This window comes from Halopseudomonas xinjiangensis (assembly GCF_900104945.1).
GTDB classification, from domain to species: domain Bacteria; phylum Pseudomonadota; class Gammaproteobacteria; order Pseudomonadales; family Pseudomonadaceae; genus Halopseudomonas; species Halopseudomonas xinjiangensis.
In genome coordinates this window covers 3,048,842-3,068,605 of sequence record NZ_LT629736.1, presented here as the reverse complement: position 1 = coordinate 3,068,605, position 19,764 = coordinate 3,048,842, and the positions used below count along the sequence as shown (strand labels likewise).

Annotated in this window: 14 protein-coding genes; 8 read left to right on the top strand and 6 right to left on the bottom strand. The window is 63.0% G+C overall.

Annotated elements, in window-relative coordinates; all coding sequences use genetic code 11:
• Positions 1–20: 20 nt before the first annotated feature.
• A complete protein-coding gene (locus BLT85_RS14395; protein WP_093396164.1) occupies positions 21–1,193 on the bottom strand; it encodes a GAF domain-containing sensor histidine kinase in 1,173 nt (390 codons plus the stop codon).
• Between the two features lie 242 nt (positions 1,194–1,435).
• Here BLT85_RS14395 and BLT85_RS14390 point away from each other — a divergent pair, with 242 nt between their 5' ends.
• A complete protein-coding gene (locus tag BLT85_RS14390; RefSeq protein WP_093396162.1) occupies positions 1,436–2,593 on the top strand; it encodes an acyl-CoA dehydrogenase family protein in 1,158 nt (385 codons plus the stop codon).
• 3 nt (positions 2,594–2,596) lie between these two features.
• Positions 2,597–5,446, top strand: coding sequence for a response regulator (locus BLT85_RS14385; protein WP_093396160.1), 2,850 nt, complete (start codon positions 2,597–2,599; stop codon positions 5,444–5,446).
• Positions 5,447–5,455: 9 nt separating this feature from the next.
• Here BLT85_RS14385 and BLT85_RS14380 read toward each other — a convergent pair whose 3' ends face one another.
• A complete protein-coding gene (locus tag BLT85_RS14380; protein WP_093396157.1) occupies positions 5,456–8,278 on the bottom strand; it encodes a hybrid sensor histidine kinase/response regulator in 2,823 nt (940 codons plus the stop codon).
• Positions 8,279–8,294: 16 nt separating this feature from the next.
• Positions 8,295–8,651: a response regulator gene (locus BLT85_RS14375; protein ID WP_093396154.1), complete on the bottom strand. Its 357-nt coding sequence runs from the start codon at positions 8,649–8,651 to the stop codon at positions 8,295–8,297.
• A 253-nt stretch (positions 8,652–8,904) separates the two neighbouring features.
• Here BLT85_RS14375 and sodC point away from each other — a divergent pair, with 253 nt between their 5' ends.
• The 3 genes from sodC to BLT85_RS14360 are packed head-to-tail and all read left to right on the top strand — an operon-like array spanning position 8,905 to position 10,464.
• Positions 8,905–9,432, top strand: coding sequence for a superoxide dismutase family protein (gene sodC / locus BLT85_RS14370; protein ID WP_093396151.1), 528 nt, complete (start codon positions 8,905–8,907; stop codon positions 9,430–9,432).
• Positions 9,425–9,982 carry a hypothetical protein gene (locus BLT85_RS14365; RefSeq protein WP_157718185.1) on the top strand — a complete coding sequence of 186 codons (558 nt, stop codon included), beginning with the start codon at positions 9,425–9,427 and terminating at the stop codon, positions 9,980–9,982. The genes sodC and BLT85_RS14365 overlap by 8 nt, the downstream gene beginning before the upstream one ends.
• A gap of 8 nt (positions 9,983–9,990) precedes the next feature.
• Positions 9,991–10,464 carry a GFA family protein gene (locus tag BLT85_RS14360; protein ID WP_093396145.1) on the top strand — a complete coding sequence of 158 codons (474 nt, stop codon included), beginning with the start codon at positions 9,991–9,993 and terminating at the stop codon, positions 10,462–10,464.
• A 7-nt stretch (positions 10,465–10,471) separates the two neighbouring features.
• Here the strand turns inward: BLT85_RS14360 and BLT85_RS14355 are convergent, their stop codons facing one another.
• Positions 10,472–10,750 carry a peptidylprolyl isomerase gene (locus BLT85_RS14355; protein WP_093396142.1) on the bottom strand — a complete coding sequence of 93 codons (279 nt, stop codon included), beginning with the start codon at positions 10,748–10,750 and terminating at the stop codon, positions 10,472–10,474.
• Positions 10,751–10,752: 2 nt separating this feature from the next.
• The gene (hexR, locus tag BLT85_RS14350; RefSeq protein WP_093396140.1) at positions 10,753–11,628 is read right to left on the bottom strand and encodes a transcriptional regulator HexR; all 876 of its coding nucleotides are present in this window, start codon (positions 11,626–11,628) and stop codon (positions 10,753–10,755) included.
• 94 nt (positions 11,629–11,722) lie between these two features.
• Between hexR and zwf the strand changes: the two genes are divergently transcribed.
• Positions 11,723–13,192: a glucose-6-phosphate dehydrogenase gene (zwf, locus tag BLT85_RS14345; RefSeq protein WP_093396137.1), complete on the top strand. Its 1,470-nt coding sequence runs from the start codon at positions 11,723–11,725 to the stop codon at positions 13,190–13,192.
• A gap of 15 nt (positions 13,193–13,207) precedes the next feature.
• On the opposite strand, the gene BLT85_RS14340 is transcribed toward zwf, so the two are convergent.
• Positions 13,208–16,057, bottom strand: coding sequence for a GGDEF domain-containing phosphodiesterase (locus BLT85_RS14340; RefSeq protein ID WP_093396134.1), 2,850 nt, complete (start codon positions 16,055–16,057; stop codon positions 13,208–13,210).
• A gap of 216 nt (positions 16,058–16,273) precedes the next feature.
• On the opposite strand from BLT85_RS14340, the gene uvrD reads away from it, so the two are divergent.
• Both uvrD and BLT85_RS14330 read left to right on the top strand, forming a co-directional pair.
• A complete protein-coding gene (uvrD, locus tag BLT85_RS14335) occupies positions 16,274–18,445 on the top strand; it encodes a DNA helicase II (protein WP_093396131.1) in 2,172 nt (723 codons plus the stop codon).
• An 82-nt stretch (positions 18,446–18,527) separates the two neighbouring features.
• Positions 18,528–19,646, top strand: a complete 1,119-nt coding sequence (locus BLT85_RS14330) for a TRAP transporter substrate-binding protein (protein ID WP_093396128.1) — start codon at positions 18,528–18,530, stop codon at positions 19,644–19,646.
• Positions 19,647–19,764: the final 118 nt, after the last annotated feature.

Genomic DNA, 19,764 nt, shown 5'->3' with positions numbered 1-19,764 from the left:
CCCAGCGTGCGGCAGGTTGATCAGACGTTCGGCAGGCGCAGCGTGAAGGTGGTGAGCGTCTGGTCGGACTCCACATCCAGCGTGCCGTCGTGGGCCCGTGCTATTTCCGCCGAGATATACAACCCGAGCCCCAGCCCCTGGGGGCTGGTCCCGCTCTTGCGTCGATAGAACGGCTCGAATAACTGCGTACGCACCGTCTCGGGCACGGGCTCGCCGGCATTGCTGACGCTCAACACCAGTTGATCATTATCCAGCGAGCCGTGGACACGGATCGGTTCTGCGCTCTCTCCGTGGGCAATCGCGTTACCGATCAGGTTGGAAAGCAACTGTTCGAGCTTGTCGTGATCACAGCGAACCGGGCGCGAAACCTGTATGTCGGTTTCGATACGGTGATCAGGCGCCGCGGTACGCAACTCGTTGACCACCTGCATCACCGTTGGCTCCAGCGGCAGGCTCTGCGGGTCGATGACCAGCCCGCTGCCCAGGCGACCGCGGGCGAAGTCGAGCACGTTGGTAATCATGTTTTCCATGCGCGCGATGCTGTTGAGCATGAGTTTGGCGATGCTTGAGGTGCGCACGTCCTCCGAGGATCGCAGAATCGAAGCCGTTCCGGCCTTGATCGAGGCCAGCGGATTGCGCAGATCGTGCCCGAGTACGGCGATGAATTCTTCACGTAGCTTGGCGGTGGCGCGCTCGTCAATCAGGCTGGCTTCGCTCTCGGCGAGCTTGAGATGCCCGTCCAGGTGCAGCGCAACGAGTTCGGCGAACAGTTGGAACATACCGATCGTTTCTGGCGTGTTCAGCTTGGTTGGATGAGGATGAATGGCGCACAGCGTGCCGAAGAAGCTGCCGTCGGCCAACACGATCGGCATCGAAACATAGCTCTGGAAGCCATACCGGCGAGGCGTCGCGTGGTCGGCATAGACCGGATCCTGCGCGACGTGCTCGATGATCACGGGCTCGTTGCACTGGCGTACCTGCTGACAGAGCGTGGTGCTGATATCGAGTTCTTCGCCGGGTTTCAGGCCGAAGTCGATGCGGTCGAGCACCTGGCAGGCCACCCAGCGATCCTCGCTTACCCTGGCGACCGCAGCAAAGCCCATTCCTGTAGTCCTGCACACCACATCGAGGATCCGCGGTACTGCCGCGATTTTCTCGAATATGGCCAATTCGTCACCAATGTCCATCCGCATGGGCAGTCGACTCGCTATATCGGGCTGGATTCAACGGCACTTTGCGAGACCACTGCCGCGAGGTCTGGCAGTATGATGGCTTCGATGGCGAGACGCAAAGCGACTGCTTGACGCGACCGCCTCAGCTGGCGCGATACGTTGTGCTTGGCTACTCTGTCCCGATTGCTCATCGGCCCATCCGCAGGCGTACCATTTCGCCAGGGTGAGGCCTGCACGACTGTCATCCAAAACGGAAAGCATGCATGCCCAATCTGACGCCCAAGCTCAACGCCCTGCGAAGTCTGACCGAAGACATCGTCGAGCGCGTCGTCGCGCCGCAGGCCGAACGAGTCGACCGCGAATGCATCTGGCCCGCCCATTCGATGCGGGCGCTCGCCGACGCCGGGCTGATGGGGCTGCAGGTACCTCAGGCGCAGGGCGGACAAGGCCAGGGCTTGCTGGCGCTGAGTGTGATCACCGAAACGCTGGGCAAGGCCTGTCCGTCTTCGGCGCTGTGTTTCGGCATGCATTGCGTAGGCACCGCGGTGATCGCCGCCAAGGCCACCGCGCACCAACAGGAGCACTATCTACGCGCGATTGCCCATGGCGAGCACGTGACCAGTCTGGCGCTGTCCGAGCGTGGTACCGGCGCGCACTTTTATCTTCCTGAAACGACCCTCGTCGCCGATGGCGATGCCTACCGTCTCAGTGGCACCAAGCAGTTCGTTACCAGTGGCGGACATGCCGACTCGTACGTGCTGTCGACCGTGGCCAGCGACACCGGTGAAGCGGGTGATTTCAGCTGCGTGATTCTCGATGCAGACACGCCCGGAATGACCTGGGTCGGCGACTGGAACGGCTTCGGTATGCGCGGTAACTCGTCGCGCGCGCTGCAGCTCGAGGATGCGCGAGTGCCCATGGCCAATCTGCTGGGCGAATCCGGCGATCAGGTCTGGTACGTGTTCGAGGTGGTCGCTCCGTATTTTCTCATGGCGATGGCCGGGACCTATCTGGGCATCGCCCAATCGGCACTCGACGCAGCAGGCGAGCACCTGCGCAGCCGGCGTTATGAGCATTCCGGCGAGACGCTACGCCATGTCGAAACCCTGCAGACACGTTATGCGCAGATGTGGACCGACCTGGCGCGTACGCGAGCGTTGATTCGCGAGGCAGCGCAGATGGGTGATGCCGGCCACCCGGAAGCACTGCCGTATATCCTCGCCTGCAAGGCCGCAGCAGGCGAGACGGCCGTTCATCTGGCTAACGAAGCCATGACCCTGTGCGGCGGGGCAGCCTACCGGGAAAACAGTCGGGTGGCGCAGATGCTGCGCGATGCCCGCGCCAGCCATGTTATGTCGCCCACCACCGATCTGCTGAAACTCTGGACCGGTCGAAGTCTGCTCGGCCTGCCGCTGTTATAGAACATGAATACCCAACGCATATTTCTCATACATCCACAGCACGACCCGGACGCCGCGACCATCAGGCAGCTGAAGGAACTCATCACGTCGCTCGACCTGCCGCTGACGCTCTGCGGCGAAACTGACTTCGCCGCGCACATCGAGCCGCTGGAGGCCGCGGACAAGGAGCCCGCTGTTCTGCTGTTCCCGGACACGACCCAGCGTCCAGCCGCCCTGGCCCGACAGGCCCGGGTGCACTGGCCACGCTGTGAAATCATCTTTTTGCAGTCGGCGGATCGCGCAGCGGAGTTCCGCCGCAGCCTCGGTCTGGCGCCGATGCTGGGGTCCTACTGGTCCATCGTCGAAGTCAATCCGGCATCGCTCGGCCCGGTGCTGGTCGAAGCCGCCTCGGCCGCCCGGCGCCGGGCGCGCTTTCGCACCACGCTCGACCGCGCCAATGCCAGCCTGCAGCTGCGCCTATTCGGCAGCGACCCCGGTCGTAGCAACGTAGCCGATCATTACCTGGCGAACTTCATCGACTTCGCCCAGGACGCCATTGTCGGTATCGACCTCAACTACCAGGTCCTGTTCTGGAGTTCGGGAGCTGAGGAGCTGTTCGGCGTCGATTCGCGCGCAGCGGTCGGATGCAGCGTCAGGCAGATGCCCTTCTGGGGTGACGAACTCGAGGCGGTTCCCGACGAGCTTGCCCGTCGGGGCAGATCGATGGTGGTGGAACGGGCCTGTCAACTGAACGAGCGTGAATTGGCGCTGGAGATTCATTGCTCCAGTGTGCGCGATGCCAATGGCATGCCGCTGGGCGTCTCGCTGATGATCCGTGACGTATCGGCAGTACTCGCCCAGCGAGCTGCGAGCGAAGCGCTGATGCACGCCGAGCACCAGCACCTATATCAGCTGTTCCACCAGGCGCCGGGTTTCGTTGCGGTCACGCAAGGCCCGCGTCATGTGGTGGAGCTGGCCAACCGCGCGTTTCACCAGTTGGTAGGGCGGCGCGATGTGATCGGCCTTCAGGCAAGCGAGGCCTTCCCGCAAATGGAAGGCGAAACGCTCACCGAGCTGCTCGACCGCGTGTATGGCACGCGCCGGCCGTTCGTTGGTCGCGGCATGCCGGTATTCATTCATCGTTCGCCGAGCGCCTCGCCCGAACTGCGTTACGTCGATTTCGTGTTCCAGCCGGTTCTGTCCGAGCACGGGCTGCCCTTGGGTATCTTTTGCCAGGGCAACGACGTGACAGCGCAGAAGCTGATGCAGGAGCAGCTCAAGCGCTCCGAGGAGCATCTGGAAGCCCTGGTCGAGGAGCGCACCCGCGAGCTGGAACGCAGCCAGCTGGCGCTGCACCAGGCGCAGAAGCTCGAGGCGATAGGCAAGCTCACCGGTGGGGTCGCGCACGATTTCAACAACGTGCTGCAGATCATCGGTGCCAACCTGCAGCTGATGCGTGACGGCGTGGCCTCCCAGCCGCGTCTGGCGCGGCGCCTGGAGGCGGCAGCCTCGGCAGTCGAGCGCGGCGCCAAGCTGTCTTCGCAGCTGCTCGCCTTTGCCCGTCGCCAACCGTTGCAACCTTCGCCGCTTAACCTGGCTCGCCAGCTTCGCGGTATGGACGATCTGCTGCGTCGCGCGCTGGGCGAAGATATCCAGATCGAAACGGTGGTCGCCGGCGGCTTGTGGACAACGATGGTCGATCCACATCAGTTGGAAAACGTCATCCTCAACCTGGCGATCAATGCCCGCGACGCCATGCGCGACGGCGGTAAACTGACGCTCGAACTGAGCAACGCCATGCTCGACGACGAGTACGTGCGTAGCGCCGCAGAGATATCTCCCGGCCAGTATGTGCTCCTGGCTGTATCGGATACCGGATGCGGCATGTCCGCCGAGACCATCCAGCAGGCTTTCGAGCCCTTTTTCACCACCAAGCCCGAAGGGCAGGGCACCGGGTTGGGACTCTCCATGGCCTACGGGTTCGCCCGGCAAAGTGGTGGTCATATTCGCATCTATAGCGAGCCGGGCAACGGCACCACGGTGAAGCTGTACCTGCCGCGCTCGTTGCAGGAAGAGGTCGAGCCGGTGACACCGTTGACCGGGCCGGTAGTCGGCGGAAGCGAGACCATCCTGGTGGTGGAAGACGATCCGGCGGTGCAGACCGCGGTGATCGAGCAACTGGCCGGGCTCGGCTACAAGGTCCTGCGCGCCAACGATGCGCAAAGCGCGCTGAGCATTCTCCAGAGCGGCCTGCATATCGACGTGTTGTTTACCGACGTGGTCATGCCCGGTCCGCTACGCAGCCCAGAGCTGGCGCGCCAGGCCAAGCAGCTATTGCCTGACCTGATCGTACTGTTCACCTCGGGCTACACGCAGAACGCCATTGTTCACGGCGGCAAGCTGGACGCTGGTGTGGAGCTCATCAGCAAGCCCTACCGGCTGGTGGATCTGGCCCGCAAGATCCGTCATCTGCTGGCCAATCGGGCGCAAACCCAGGCCATGCCGGCGATTCTCAGCGAGCCGGAACCGGGTACGGTGGGTCAGGTGCATGACATCCTGCTGGTGGAGGATCAGCAGGATCTGCTCGAGATGACGCGCGAGTTGCTGGTCATGCTCGGCCACGAGGTGATGGCCGTTGCCAGCGCCGAGGAGGCGCTCGAGGCTTTGGCCGAACGACGTTTCAGCGCGCTGCTGACCGATGTGGGCCTGCCTGGCATGTCCGGCGAACAGCTTGCCGAGCGGGTGCTGCGCAATTGGCCGGAGACTCGCGTCGCGCTGATCACCGGCTACGGGGAAGGCTCAGGCGGAGATCTGCTGGCGCTGGCCAAGCCGTTCAGTCTGGAACAGTTGCGCGAGCTGTTGGCGCAGCTTTGAAGTTGACGCTCAGGCGTCCTGCAGCATGTCCGCAACGCGGCGCCGGAGCGCCGAGACGGAAAACGGCTTGGTCATCAGGCCCATGCCGGGCTTGAGAAAGCCATCGGCCAGTGTTGCGTTCTCGGCGTAGCCGGTAATCATCAATACCTTGAGCGCCGGGTACAGCTGCAACGCCTGATCGGCCAGTTGCTGGCCGTTCATGCCGGGCATGCCGATGTCGCTGATCATCAGTTCGAAGGGTTGTTTGGAGCGTACCGCCCGCAGCCCAGCCGGGCCGTCTGTCGCCTGGACAACCTCGCAGCCCATATCCAGCAGGGCTTCGACAATCAATTCACGAACCAGCGCCTCATCCTCGACGACCAGCACGCGGGCCGTCGAGCGGGTGGAGGGCGCATGCGTCAATTCGGGCCCGGGGGAGGGGTCTGCCGGGCTGTGCGACCTCGGCAGATACAGCGTCATGCAGGCGCCGCCACCGGGTTCTGATGCGATATCGAGACAGCCCTCACTCTGCCTGGCGAACCCGTAGACCATGGACAGCCCGAGGCCGGTGCCCTGACCCTGGGGTTTGGTGGTGAAAAAGGGCTCCACGGCGCGCCGAATCACCTCGGGGGACATGCCGCGGCCGGTGTCGGTGATGCGGATCATCACATACTCCCCGGCGGGAACATCGTGCGGCGTTGCCGGGCGCGGCTCATCGAAAGCGCCATTCAGGGTTTCGATGGTCAGAAAGCCGCCATCGGGCATCGCGTCCCGAGCGTTGATAGCGATGTTCAAGACGGCACTTTCCAGCTGATACGGATCGCAGCGGGTCACCCACAAGCCCTTGTCGAAGCGCAGCCGCAGGTCGTATAGCGGACCGAGTGTGCGCCGTAGCAGGTCTTCCATGCTCAGCAACAGCTTGTTGCTGTCGACCTGCTTGGGATCGAGCGGCTGGCGTCGGGCGAAGGCCAGCAAGCGGTGAGTCAGCGAAGCCGCGCGCTGCGCCGAGCCCATGGCAGCCATGCAGTAGCGGGCCAGCGATTCGGTCTTGCCCTGGGCGATCCTGCCCAGCATCAACTCCAGCGAGCCGATGATGCCGGTGAGAATGTTGTTGAAGTCGTGGGCGAGCCCGCCTGTTAGCTGCCCGATGGCTTCCATTTTCTGCGCGTGGCGCAACTGCTCCTCGGCATGGCGCAGGGCTTCGGCCTGTTCCTTCTCCGCAGAAATATGCCGACCGTAGCCGTAGATGGCGTCGGCTTCGGCGTAGGTATGCCAGGATATCCAGCGCACTGATCCATCGCGGTGCCGGAAGCGGTTTTCGAAGTTGGTCAGATTCTCGTTGGCGGCCTTGTCGTGCTCGGACTGTGACAGGGAAAAATCGTCCGGCCAAACGAAGTCGAGGAAGCTGCGGCCTTCGAGCTCCGCCTGTTCATAGCCGAGGATGTCGGTCCAGGCCGGGTTGACCGAGCGGAGCGTGCCGTCGATATTGACCACGCACAGCAGATCACGCGAATTACGCCATACCCGGTCGCGTTGCACGGTGCGTTCTGCAACGCGTCGCTCGAGCGTTTCGTTCAGCTCGCGCAGCGTTTCCTCGGCGAGCTTCTGATCATGAATGTCGGTATTGGCGCCGATCCAGCGAAGCAGCAGGCCGTCGTCGCCGTAGATTGGCAGGCCTCGCGAGAGATGCCAGCGATACTCTCCATCATGCCGGCGGATGCGCAGCTCGTCCTCGTAGGGCGTGCCGCTTGTCAGGGCCCCCAGCCAGCTTTCGCGAGAAGCTTCGAAATCGGCAGGATGGATCAACGCGGCCCAGACGTTTTCGGTCAGCGCTCCGTTTTCCAACCCGGTGTATTGATGCGCTCGCTCGTTGAACCAATCGATGCGACCGTCAGGCCGTGCGGTCCAGACCATGTTCGGCATGGCCTGAGCCAGCACTTCGAACTGAGCTTCGCTGGCCTTGAGTGCTTCCTGGGCAAGATGGGCATTGGTGACGTCGTGCCCTTCGACCAGCACGCCGGTGACCTGTCCGGCGTCATTGATGACCGGCTCGTAGATGAAGTCGACGTAGCGTTGCTCGAGTTCGCCCTCGGGACCGCGCCGCAGCCTGACCGGAACCTCGAACTGGACGACGCGTTCCCCGCTGCCGTACACCTCATCCAGCCATTCGAGGAAGCCCTGGCCAGCGATCTCCGGCAGCGCCTCCCTGACCGTGCGGCCGACCAGGTCGGAGCGTCCTACCAGTTTGCGGTACGCCTCGTTGACGAATTCGAATACGTGATCCGGCCCGGTGACTGCAGCAATGAAGCCGGGCGCGAGTTCGAACAGCTGTCGCTGACGCTCGTTCTCTTCCTTGATCCGGCGCTCGGTAAGCACCTGTGAGGTGGTTTCGATGCACGGACAGAAGAAGCCGCAGACGTCACCGCTGTCATCACGCACCGGTGTGTAGGAAAAGGAAAAGTGAGTCTCTTCGCGGTAACCGTGACGCTCCATCATCAACGTGATGTCGTCCATATGCACCGGCTGCCCATTGTAGGCTTGCTCGACGATCGGAAGCAGATCGTCAGCAATCTCGTTCCAAACCTGCAGGAAGGGATGTCCGAGTGCGGCAGGATGCTTGGCGCCGAGTATCTCGCTGTAGGCGTCGTTGTAGATCGAGGTGTGTCGCGGCCCCCAGGCGATGAACATCGGTTGCTGCGAGCAAAGGATCACGCTAACCAGCGTCTGCAATGCCTGCGGCCAGGCATCAGGCGCTCCGAGTGGCGTTTCGCTCCAGTCGTAAGCGCGAATAAGCTCCCCCATCCGGCCGCCGCCAGACAGGAATAACGGGAATGACACGTCCGTGTTCGCCATCAGAATTCAGGTGAGGTCAGCTAACGGAGGTGGGGATCAGCTGCGTCAGTGCCTCGGTCAGTTCACCAATATCATAGGGTTTGGTGAACACGGGGCGGTCCGACCAGGCTTTCGGCAGGCCGGCTTCGCCGTAACCAGTGGTGAACACGAAAGGAATACCACGGGCGTCGAGCCGTTCGGCGATGGGAAACACATAGCTGCCGTTGAGGCTGACGTCGAGAATCGCTGCGTCGAAGTCGAGATTTTCGGCCATATCCTGGCCTTCTTCGACCGTGGCAGCCTGGCCGGCGACCTCAAAACCGCGGTCGGCCAGCATCTCCTCCAGCAACATGGCTATGAGTGCTTCGTCTTCTACTATCAGTACTTTGCTCATGCACTACCCTGCTGCTGGCCTGGAATGGACGTGATTTCAGCCCGGTCCCTTATACGACATTCGCGTCGAAACCCCAAGCGATTGATGGTTTGGCACGTCGCTGCGTACCCGCTTATCCCATCAGACCGGTGGCGCTCTGGCTTGTTCCGACTGAGCGCATCGGTGCCTCGGCGCGCACTTGCAGCCAGCCTTCGGAACGCGTGCCGCAGGGCCCGGTCAGAAGCTGTACATGTCATGGCAGGAGACACCGAAGATGAAACTGAAACATTGCATCGTAATGTGCGCAGCGCTCGCGGCTGGCGTAGCGCAGGCCGCCGAGCGGGAAGTCACCATGCACAAGGTCAGCGCCGAAGGCAAACACGAGACCATCGGCGTCGTGCGGATCAGCGAAACCGAACACGGCCTGCTGTTCGAGCCGAACCTGCGGGGTCTGGAGCCGGGTCTGCACGGCTTTCACGTGCATCAGAACCCCAGCTGCGAGCCGGCTGAGAAGGACGGCGACATGACCGCGGCGGCGGCTGCCGGTGGGCATTACACGCCCGAAAACGCCGATCAGCATGAGGGTCCTTATGCCGACGGCCACATGGGTGATTTGCCGGCGCTGTACGTCGACGAAAACGGCAATGCCGAGCATCCGGTCCTCGCCCCACGCCTGGACAAGGTCTCAACCATTGCCGACCGTGCCCTGATGATTCACGCCGGTGGCGACAATTACTCCGACCAGCCGGAATCGCTCGGCGGCGGTGGAGCTCGCGTGGCATGCGGGGTGATCAGTGGCTGAGCCCGCGTATTCGGCTACGGGACCGGCTGCACCGTCGGGATTCGTCACCGGTGTGGCCTGGATCTTCATCGTCATTTCCGGCTTCAGTGTCGCGATTGCGCTGGGTCAGGCGCTGGCATTGCTGTTCTGGCCGCCATTGGTGGAGGTAATCGACCAATATCAGGCTACGGCGGCGGCGCAGGGCGAGGCGGCAAGCCTGTCGGCCTTCGTGCTCGACAATCTGGCCTGGATGACGCTGTCGAACCTGTTCGTTTCGATGCTTGTACTGATCGCCGCGATCGGCCTGCTCAAGCGTTTCAACTGGGCACGGCTGATGTTCATCGTGGTGCTGGGACTGATGATTCTCTGGGCGGTCGGCAGCATCCTGATGCTGTGGCAGACCGCACCATTCGACGCGCCGGCCACCGCGGCAGCCTACCAACCGGTGTTCCGTGGGCCGAGCATGCCCTCGCTGCTGTTCGGCACGGTGTTCACCCTTCTGGTGTGCGCGCTGATTGGCTGGGTGATTCGCCGGCTGTGTTCGGCGCCCGTTCGAGCGGAATTTCATTGAGGTGAAACATGCGACTTGAAGGTTCGTGTCACTGCGGCTCGGTTCGCTTCGAGCTCGACAGCGCCCATCCGGTGCCCTATCAGCGATGCTATTGCTCAATCTGTCGCAAGACCCAGGGTGGTGGTGGCTACGCCATCAACCTGGGCGGCGACGCGACGACGCTGAAGGTGACCGGTCAGGAACACATCACCATGTACCACGCGAAGATGCCGGACGGCAGCGCCAGCAGTGCCGAGCGGCATTTCTGTCATCTGTGTGGCAGCGGGTTGTGGTTGTTCAGCCCGGATTGGCCGGAGCTCGTTCACCCGTTCGCCTCGGCGATCGATACCGACCTGCCCGTACCGCCCGAGCACACACATATGATGCTTGGCTCGCGGGCGAATTGGGTTGAAATCGATGCAGGTCCGAACGACAAGGAGTTCGAGGAGTACCCGGACGAGTCGCTGGCCGAGTGGCACGAGCGTACCGGCATGACGCGTTGAGGCTCGCTCAGTCCCGGTAGAACACTTGCACCAGGTGATAGCCGAACTGGGTTTTTACCGGACCATGGATGGTCTTTAGTGGCTTCTTGAAGATGATCTGGTCGATGGCGCGCACCATCTGCCCCGGTCGCACCTCGCCCAGATCACCACCGCGCTTACGCGAAGCACACAGGGAATGTTTGCGCGCCAGCACATCGAAGGCTTCTCCCGCGGCCAGGCGCTTTTTCAATTGCGCCGCTTCGGCCTCGGTTTTCACCAGAATATGACGCGCCATGGCTACTGGCATGCTTACTCCTGTGCGTCCGGACTACGCTGACCGGCTCGCGCCGAGAGGCGCAGACCGCGCAGGCTGCGCTTGACGTTCTTCAGATGGTTGACCAGCTCCGGACCACGGCGCATCGACAGTCCCATGGCCAGCACGTCGATCACCACCAGATGGGCGATGCGCGAGGAGAGCGGCGTATAGATGTCGGTATCCTCCGGTACGTCGATGGGAATATGCACCCGGGCCAGCTCGGCCAGCGGCGTCTGGCTCGGGCACAGGCTGATCAGCGTGGCGCCGCTGTCCACTACTAACCCGGCGGTATGCAGCAGATCCTTGGTACGGCCGGTCTGGGAAATTGCCACGGCGACATCTTCCGGTCCCAGGGTGACGGCGGACATCGCCTGCATGTGCGGATCGGAGTAGGCGGCGGTGCTCACCTGCAGACGGAAGAACTTGTGCTGGGCGTCACTGGCGACCGCGCCGGACGCGCCGAAGCCGTAGAATTCGACCCGGCGCGCCGAGGCCAGCGCTTCGATGGCCTGTTCGGTGGCGCGCGGGTCGAGCCGCTCGCGCACGTCCATCAGGGTTGCCAGGGTGGTATCGAAGATCTTGTGCGACAGCTCATCGACGCTGTCGTCTTCACTGATCGAGAACTGGCCGAAGTTGGCACCCGCCGCCAGGCTCTGGGCCAGGCGCAGCTTGAGGTCCTGGAAGCCGGTACAGCCGATCGCCCGGCAGAAGCGCACGATGGTCGGCTCGCTGACGCCCACCTCGCGGGCAAGGTCGGCCATCGACGAATGCATGACCTGCGCCGCCTGGGCCAGGACATGGTCGGCTACCTTGAGCTCGGATTTGCGCAGCTGTTGTCGGCTGGCGGCGATGTGCTGGAGCAGATTCACGGCGGCTTCGTGTTAGTCTCTGGTGACCCGAAGAACGGGGTGTCGTGTAGTTATACTACAGAACGCGCCTCACTGCCCTTGATGGAGGTCCGGCATGTCCATCGATAGCCCTCTCGAATGCGATATCGTGGTGTTCGGCGGCACCGGTGATCTGGCCATGCGCAAGCTGCTGCCGGCTCTCTACTACCTCCACCGCGAGCGCCACCTGCACCCGAAGACGCGGATCGTCGCGCTGGCCCGCGCCCAGCATGACGTGGCCAGTTACAGCCGGCTGATGCGTCGCCATGTCAGCCAGCATGTAGCCAAGGCTGACTTCGACTCCGCCACCTGGGATGCCTTTGCCGAACGCTTCAGCTACGTCAGCCTGGACGCGGCCCAGCGTGTCGCCTTCCCGCGTCTGGCCAAGGCGCTCGGCGACCAGCCCGGGCGAGTGCGGGTGTTCTATCTGGCGACAACGCCCAACCTCTTCGCCGTCATCGCCCAGCATCTCGATTCGGTTGGCCTGGCCAACGCCGGGGCGCGCATCGTGCTGGAGAAACCGCTCGGCGAGAGCCTGAGCACAGCCAACCGCATCAACGACGAAATCGGCAAGGTGTTCGACGAATCGCGGGTGTTTCGGATCGATCACTACCTGGGCAAGGAAGCGGTACAGAATCTGCTTGCCCTGCGCTTCGGCAACGCGCTGTTCGAGCCGCTCTGGCGCAACGCGCACGTGGACCATGTGCAGATCAGCGTGCTGGAAACCGTCGGGGTGGAAAATCGCGGCGACTATTACGACCGCGCCGGGGCCATGCGCGACATGATGCAAAACCATTTGCTGCAGCTGCTCTGCCTGGTCGCGATGGAAGCACCGGTGCATTTCGAGCCTGAGGCGGTGCGTAACGAGAAGCTCAAGGTGCTCGAGGCCCTGCGACCGATTACCGGGATGGACGTCCAGGATCGCACCGTACGCGGGCAGTATTCCAAGGGCAGCCGCGCCGGGGAAACCCTGCCGGCCTATTACTTCGAGAAGAGCGTCGACCACGACAGCAACACCGAAACCTTCGTCGCCCTGCGCGCCGAGGTGGATAGCTGGCGCTGGGCCGGCGTGCCGTTCTTTCTGCGTACCGGCAAGGCCACGTCGCAGCGCAAGTCCGAGATCATCGTGCAGTTCAAGTCGGTGCCGCACCGGCTGTTCCCGCAAAGTAACGACCAGTTGGCGGGTAACCGGCTGGTCATCCGGCTGCAGCCGGAAGAGAGCATCAGCCTGTCGCTGATGGCCAAGTCACCGGGGCGGGGCATGTTGTTGCAGGAAGTCGACCTGGACCTGCACTTCGCCGAAGCTTTCAAGCGGCGGCGTTGGGAAGCGTACGAGCGGCTGCTGCTGGATGTGATTCAGGGCGATGCCACGCTGTTCATGCGCCGCGACGAAATCGAGGCCGCCTGGCGTTGGGTCGATCCGATTATCGAAGGCTGGCAGGACTGCTACCGGTCACCGAAGCGCTACGCTGCCGGCAGTCGCGGCCCGGATGCGGCAGACAGTCTGCTGGAACGCAGCGGCCACGCCTGGTTCGACGAACGCTGAGCTGATGCTCGACGCTCAGTGTGTCGGGCTGGTCGAGCTTTCGCTGTCGAGCAGTGCGGTGAATTCCCTGGCCGGTAGCGGCCGGCTGATCAGATAACCCTGTACCTCGTCACAGCCATTGGCCTTGAGGAAGGCCAGCTGCGAGTGATGCTCGACGCCCTCGGCCACGACATTCAACCCCAGACTGTGTGACATGGCGATGATCGCGCAGACGATAGCCGCGTCGCGACCCTCCTCATCGAGCCCGGACACGAAGGTACGATCGATCTTCAGCGTATGCAGCGGGAAGCGCTTGAGGTAGGCCAGCGATGAATAGCCCGTACCGAAATCGTCCACCGACAGACGAATGCCCATCTCCTGCAGTTCCGCCACGTTGCGGGTTACCTCGTCGGAGTGTTCCAGCAGCATGCTCTCGGTCAACTCCAGCTCCAGCATCGATGCCGGTAGATCACACTCTTCCAGAATGCCCTTCACACGCTGGGCGAACTGGCTCTGACGCAACTGCTGAACCGACAGGTTGACTGCCACCGCAATCGCCGTTGGGCCCTGGTGGTACCAGCGGCTGGCCTGGGCACAGGCCTGCTGTAGCACGATGTCGCCCAGCGCCAGGATCAGGCCGGTTTCCTCGGCCATCTCGATGAACTCGCCGGGCATGATCAGGCCGCGCTGCGGATGCTTCCAGCGCACCAGCGCTTCCGCGCTGCGAATGCGGTCGCTGGCAAGGTGCAGCTTGGGCTGGTAATGCACCACCAATTGGTTCTCGTCGAGCGCCTTGCGCAGCTGATTCTCCAACTGCAGACGCTCGAGGCTGTAGGACTGCAGGTCGCGAGTGAAGAACTGGAAGCTGTTACCGCCCAGGTGTTTGGCGTGCTGCATGGCCTGGTTGGCCTGGGTAATCATCAGCAGGGCGTCACGCGCCGTCTGCGGGAACTGGCTGATGCCGATCGATGCGGTGACCACCAGCTCGTGCCCATCGATGGTCACCGGGTGCTTGAGCCCTTCGAGCAGCTGCTCGGCCAGGCGCACCAGCTCGTCCTTCGCCGTACGCTGCTCGACGATCACCACGAATTCGTCTGCGGACAGCCGCGCGAGAATCTCCGCGTCCGGCACCAGATCATTCAACCGCTTGGCGACGGTGCGCAACAGCTGGTCAGCGACGTCGTGGCCGAGGGTATCGTTAATGTATTTGAAGCGGTCCAGATCGATATGCATCACCGCCAGCTGTTCACCGCTCTTGCGTGCACGGCCGGTGGTTTCGCTGAGTCGCTGGGTGAAGAGGTTGCGGTTGGCCAGCTGGGTCAGCGGATCGTAGTTGGTCAGGTATCGCACCTGCTCTTCGGTTTGCCGGCGGGTGGTCAGGTCGGCGAAGAAGCCCACGTAATGGGTGAGCTGGCCGTGAGCATCACGCACCACGGCCAGCTGCAGCCATTGCGGATACTGCTCGCCGCTGCGGCGCTGGCCGATGCGCTCGCCTTGCCAGCGATCCTGATCATGCAGCACCTTGCGCAAGCGATCGAAGTCCTCGCGGTCCTTCTCCATCCCCATGTTGATGATGCGTCGCCCGATGGCGTCATCGGCGGAATATCCGGTGATCACGCTGAACGCCTTGTTCACCGTGAGAATGTTGAGCTGCGGATCGAGAATGAAGATGCCTTCGGATGTGGCCTCGAACACGGTCGCGGCCAGCTGCGCGGCCTCGGCCTGATGCCGCCGGGGGGTGATATCGCGGCGGGTACCGATCATGCGCAGCACACGGCCTTGATCATCACGCTCGACTGCGCGGCCGCTGTCTTCGACCCACACCCAGCGGCCATCGGCATGGCGCACGCGGTACTCGATGCGGTAGGCAGAGGTCTGGTCCTTGAGGTGGCGAACCAGTGCCTGGCGAACCGGCTCGGCATCGTCCGGGTGCACCAGCGGGCGAAGGTCCTGTTCCATGCTGCGCACCGCATCGGCCGACAGCCCGAAGATTTCCTCGACGTGCGAGTGGTAGACGCGATCGGAGGCCAGGTCCCAGTCCCACAGGCCCAGTTCACTGGCCTCGAGCGCCAGGCTCAGCTGCGCCTGGTTGGAGCGCAGCGCATGGCCGGCTTCTTCCAATTCGGCGGTGCGCTGTTCGACGCGCTGCTCGAGAATGTCATGGCTCTCACGCAGGTTCTGCTCGGCCTGGCGGCGCTGCTGTATTTCGCGGGCCAACTGCTGGTTCAGTCCTTCGGCCTGTACACGGGCTTCTTCCAGCCGCGTAACCAGGGCATTGCTGTGTTCGCTGGCAACCAGTGCGCGCAGCGATGAGCGATTGACGAACGCACCGGCCAGCAGGATGCAGCCGAACAGGGTGATGCCCATCATTCCCCAGTAGGGGCTGGTTGGGTCATCCTGACTGATGAGATAGATGGTCGCCGGAACGAACGCTGGAATCACGAAGGTGGCGAAGGCCAGGAAGCGGTTGGCATAGATCACTGCCACGCAGATGCCGGCGCCGCTGGCCAGCCCATATACCGGAGCCTGTACCGTGAAATTGTCCAGCGGCACCATGAGAATCTGTGCGATACCCAGGCTCAGCCCGGTAAGCAGGTTGCCGAGATAGAACATCGCGCGCCAGCGCAGGCGCAGACGGTGGGTATCGTTCGCTGCATGGTAGCGCTTGACCAGCTGGCTGCGTAGAAGAGCCAGCACCACGAGCGACAACAGCCAACCGATGAGGAGGTGGTGGGCGACGTGGTCCCAGACCAGTACCGATGTTACCAACGCGGCGAGCATGATCAGCCATTGCGGCAGACGCGAGTACTCGTACAGCAGATCAAGCTGCCGTATGCGCAGGTCCTTCTGACGCGATGTCGGAATTGCATGATGCGGAAACGCCATAGTGACGTGCTTCCTCTGAACGCTAAGCGTCTCTTGTTATTTCATTGTCATCGCAAACACCCGACGCGCCTGCGATGCTCCCCTGCGACTCACCTTACACGAGCCCTAAGTGCCAGCACAGCCCCCGGGTCGCAGAAAAACGTGGCCAATAGCGTCTGGAACACGCCTTGGGCGGTTTTCTTCCGGCGGTTGGGTTGTCGCTGGTAGAATGCGCCGATGGATATTTCTCATCTGCTCAACTCGCTCAATGACGCCCAACGCCAGGCCGTTTCCGCTTCGGTCGGCCAGCAGCTGGTGCTGGCTGGCGCCGGTTCCGGCAAGACCCGGGTCCTGGTTCACCGCATCGCCTGGCTGATCCAGGTCGAGAACGCCTCGCCGTGGAGCGTGCTTTCGGTGACCTTCACCAACAAGGCCGCCTACGAGATGCGTCATCGCATCGAGCAGCTGCTGGGCATTTCGCCGCAGGGTATGTGGGTGGGCACCTTTCACGGCCTGGCGCACCGCCTGCTGCGTGCGCATTGGCGTGAAGCCGGACTGGCCGAGCAGTTCCAGATTCTCGACAGCGACGATCAGCTGCGGCTGGTCAAGCGCGTCATCCGCGAGCTGAACCTGGACGAGAACCAATGGGCGCCGCGTCAGGCGCAGTGGTGGATCAACGGGCAGAAGGATGAAGGCTTGCGCCCGCAGCACATTCAGCCGGCCGGCGATGTGTTCCTCGCCACCATGCAGCGTATCTACCAGGCCTACGAGCAGGCCTGCGCGCGCGCCGGGGTGGTCGACTTTGCCGAGCTGCTGCTGCGCTCGCTGGAGCTGTGGCGCGACAACGTCAGCCTGCGCGAGCAGTACCAGGCGCGCTTCCGCCACATGCTGGTCGACGAGTTCCAGGACACCAACGCAGTGCAGTACGCCTGGCTGCGGCTGATCGCCGGCAAGAATCCCAGCCTGATGGTGGTGGGTGATGACGACCAGTCGATCTACGGCTGGCGCGGCGCGCGCATCGAGAACATTCAGCAGTTCCAGACCGACTACCCCAACGCCGAGCTGATCCGTCTGGAGCAGAACTACCGCTCCACTGCCTGCATTCTCCGTGCGGCCAACTCGTTGATCGGCAACAACGCAGGGCGCATGGGCAAGGAGCTGTGGACCGAAGGCTGCGAAGGCGATCCGATCTCGCTGTATGCCGGCTACAACGAACAGGATGAAGCGCGCTTCATCGTCGAGCGCATCGAGCAGGGCATCGCCACAGGTCTGGCGCGCAGCGAGATCGCCATTCTCTATCGCTCGAACGCCCAGTCCCGCGTATTGGAAGAAGCGCTGCTGCGCGCAGCGATCCCGTATCGCATCTATGGCGGCCAGCGCTTCTTCGAACGCGCCGAGATCAAGAACGCCATGGCCTATATGCGCCTGGTGGCCAACCGCGGTGACGATGGCGCGCTGGAGCGCATCATCAACCTGCCGACCCGCGGGATCGGCGACAAGACCGTCGAGCTGCTGCGCCAGCATGCCCGCGAACAGGACGTCTCGCTGTGGCAATCGGCGTGCGACCTGATCGACCTCAAGCGTCTGACCGGCCGCGCCGGCAACGCCGTGCAATCCTTCCTGCAGCTGATCGAAGACATTGCCCTGCGCGTCGAAGGCCTGCCGCTGTACAGCATGACCCAGCAGGTGATCGAACACAGCGGCCTGCTGCGCTTTCACGAGAACGAAAAGGGCGACAAGGCCCAGGCCCGCGTCGAGAACCTGGAAGAACTGGTCTCTGCCGCGCGCGGCTTCGAGAACGAAGTGATCGAAGAGGAAGAGGAGGGCAGCACATTGCTCGCGTTCCTCGCCCACGCCTCGCTGGAAGCCGGCGAAACCCAGGCCGACCGCCACGAAGACAGCGTGCAACTGATGACCCTGCACAGCGCCAAAGGTCTGGAATTCCCGCTGGTGTTCCTCGCTGGGGTGGAAGAGGGTCTGTTCCCGCACAAAATGAGCCTGGAAGAGCCCGGCCGGCTGGAAGAAGAGCGCCGCCTGGCTTACGTCGGCATCACCCGCGCCATGCAGCAACTGGTGATCACCTGGGCCGAAACCCGCCGCCTGTACGGCAGCGAGACCTTCAACAAGGTTTCGCGCTTCGTCCGTGAGATCCCGCCGGAGCTGATCAAGGAAGTGCGCCTGAGCAGCCAGGTCAGCCGCCCGTTCGGGCCGAAGAACAACATGTTCCAGCAGGAAGCCAGCGAAAGCACCGGCTTCGCCCTGGGCCAGCGCGTCATGCATTCGCTGTTCGGCGAAGGCGTAGTGCTCAACTACGAAGGCCATGGTGCGCAGGCGCGGATTCAGGTGAACTTCGATGATGAAGGCAGCAAGTGGCTGATGGTCGCCTATGCCAAGCTGGAGCCGCTGTAGACCGCTACGCCGATGATCGCAATGAACAACCCCGGCGCTGCATGGACGCTGCAGCCCATCGCTTGAATCTGGAGCTGCCCGAATGAAACGACGTCAAATCCTCACCGCTGCCGGGCTTGGCCTGGGGGCTGCTGCACTCGCTGGCTGCAAGGGCGACAACCAGAATCAAGGTCTGAACCAGGCCGCAGCCGAGTGCGAATCCAACCAGCAGCAAACCTATAAATGGAAGATGGTCACCTCCTGGCCGAAGAACTTCCCCGGTCTGGGCACCACCGCGCAGCGCTTTGCCGATACCGTCAACGAGCTATCCGGCGGTCGCTTGAGCGTGCAGGTCTTCGCGGCTGGGGAGCTGGTCCCCGCGCTGGAAGTATTCGACGCCGTCTCCAACGGCACCGCCGAGCTCGGCCATAGCGCCGCCTATTACTGGAAGGGCAAGAGCCCGGCCGCGCCGTTCTTCACCGCCGTACCCTTCGGCATGAACGCCCAGGAAATGAACGCCTGGCTCTACGAGGGCGGCGGGCTGGAGCTGTGGCAGCAGGCTTACGCCGATATGGGTGTAGTACCGCTGCCCTGCGGCAACACCGGCGTGCAGATGGCCGGTTGGTTCAACAAGGAAATCCACGCCGTCGATGACCTCAAGGGGCTGAAGATCCGTATGCCCGGCTTCGGCGGCGAAGTACTCGCGCGCGCTGGCGCCACCACGGTCAACCTGCCGGGCAGTGAGATCTTCACCGCGCTGGAAACCGGCGTGATCGACGCCACCGACTGGGTCAGTCCGTATAACGACCTCGCCTTTGGTCTGTATCAGGCGGCCAAGTATTACTACTACCCCGGTTGGCAGGAGCCCTGTGCCGTGCTCGAGCTGAGCATCAACCAGGCCGCACTCGAAGCGCTGCCGGCCGACCTGCAGGCCATCGTCCGCCAGACCGCCCGCTCGACCAACCAGGCCATGCTCGACGAATACACCCGCCGCAACGCCGAAGCCCTGCAGACCCTGGTCACCGAACACCGCGTGCAGCTGCGCCAGCTACCCGAAGCGGTACTCGACCGCCTGCGCGAGCTGTCTGCCGATGTGCTCGAAGACACCGCCAACACCGACCAGTTGACCCGTCAGGTATGGGACTCGATGGAAGCCTTCCGCGAAAAAGTCTCCGCCTACCACGCTATCAGTGAACAGGCTATGTACGGCCTACGCCACTAACCATACCGCTTCCACAGTTTCGCGGAGTCTCGCCAGTGCGCGAGGCACGCAGGCCTGGGTTTCATGGGAGCGTTGCCCCCGGCGCGATGCGATGCTTTGCATCGCCGGGTTTGCGAGC

What these genes read in the sequence shown, in the direction of transcription:
- zwf (WP_093396137.1), top strand. Translation starts at nt 11,723, where the DNA reads ATGTCCATCGATAGCCCTCTCGAATGCGATATCGTGGTGTTCGGCGGC.
- BLT85_RS14330 (WP_093396128.1), top strand. Translation starts at nt 18,528, where the DNA reads ATGAAACGACGTCAAATCCTCACCGCTGCCGGGCTTGGCCTGGGGGCT.
- BLT85_RS14390 (WP_093396162.1), top strand. Translation starts at nt 1,436, where the DNA reads ATGCCCAATCTGACGCCCAAGCTCAACGCCCTGCGAAGTCTGACCGAA.
- BLT85_RS14380 (WP_093396157.1), bottom strand. Translation starts at nt 8,278, where the DNA reads ATGGCGAACACGGACGTGTCATTCCCGTTATTCCTGTCTGGCGGCGGC.
- BLT85_RS14340 (WP_093396134.1), bottom strand. Translation starts at nt 16,057, where the DNA reads ATGGCGTTTCCGCATCATGCAATTCCGACATCGCGTCAGAAGGACCTG.
- sodC (WP_093396151.1), top strand. Translation starts at nt 8,905, where the DNA reads ATGAAACTGAAACATTGCATCGTAATGTGCGCAGCGCTCGCGGCTGGC.
- BLT85_RS14375 (WP_093396154.1), bottom strand. Translation starts at nt 8,651, where the DNA reads ATGAGCAAAGTACTGATAGTAGAAGACGAAGCACTCATAGCCATGTTG.
- BLT85_RS14360 (WP_093396145.1), top strand. Translation starts at nt 9,991, where the DNA reads ATGCGACTTGAAGGTTCGTGTCACTGCGGCTCGGTTCGCTTCGAGCTC.
- BLT85_RS14395 (WP_093396164.1), bottom strand. Translation starts at nt 1,193, where the DNA reads ATGCGGATGGACATTGGTGACGAATTGGCCATATTCGAGAAAATCGCG.
- BLT85_RS14385 (WP_093396160.1), top strand. Translation starts at nt 2,597, where the DNA reads ATGAATACCCAACGCATATTTCTCATACATCCACAGCACGACCCGGAC.
- uvrD (WP_093396131.1), top strand. Translation starts at nt 16,274, where the DNA reads ATGGATATTTCTCATCTGCTCAACTCGCTCAATGACGCCCAACGCCAG.
- BLT85_RS14355 (WP_093396142.1), bottom strand. Translation starts at nt 10,750, where the DNA reads ATGCCAGTAGCCATGGCGCGTCATATTCTGGTGAAAACCGAGGCCGAA.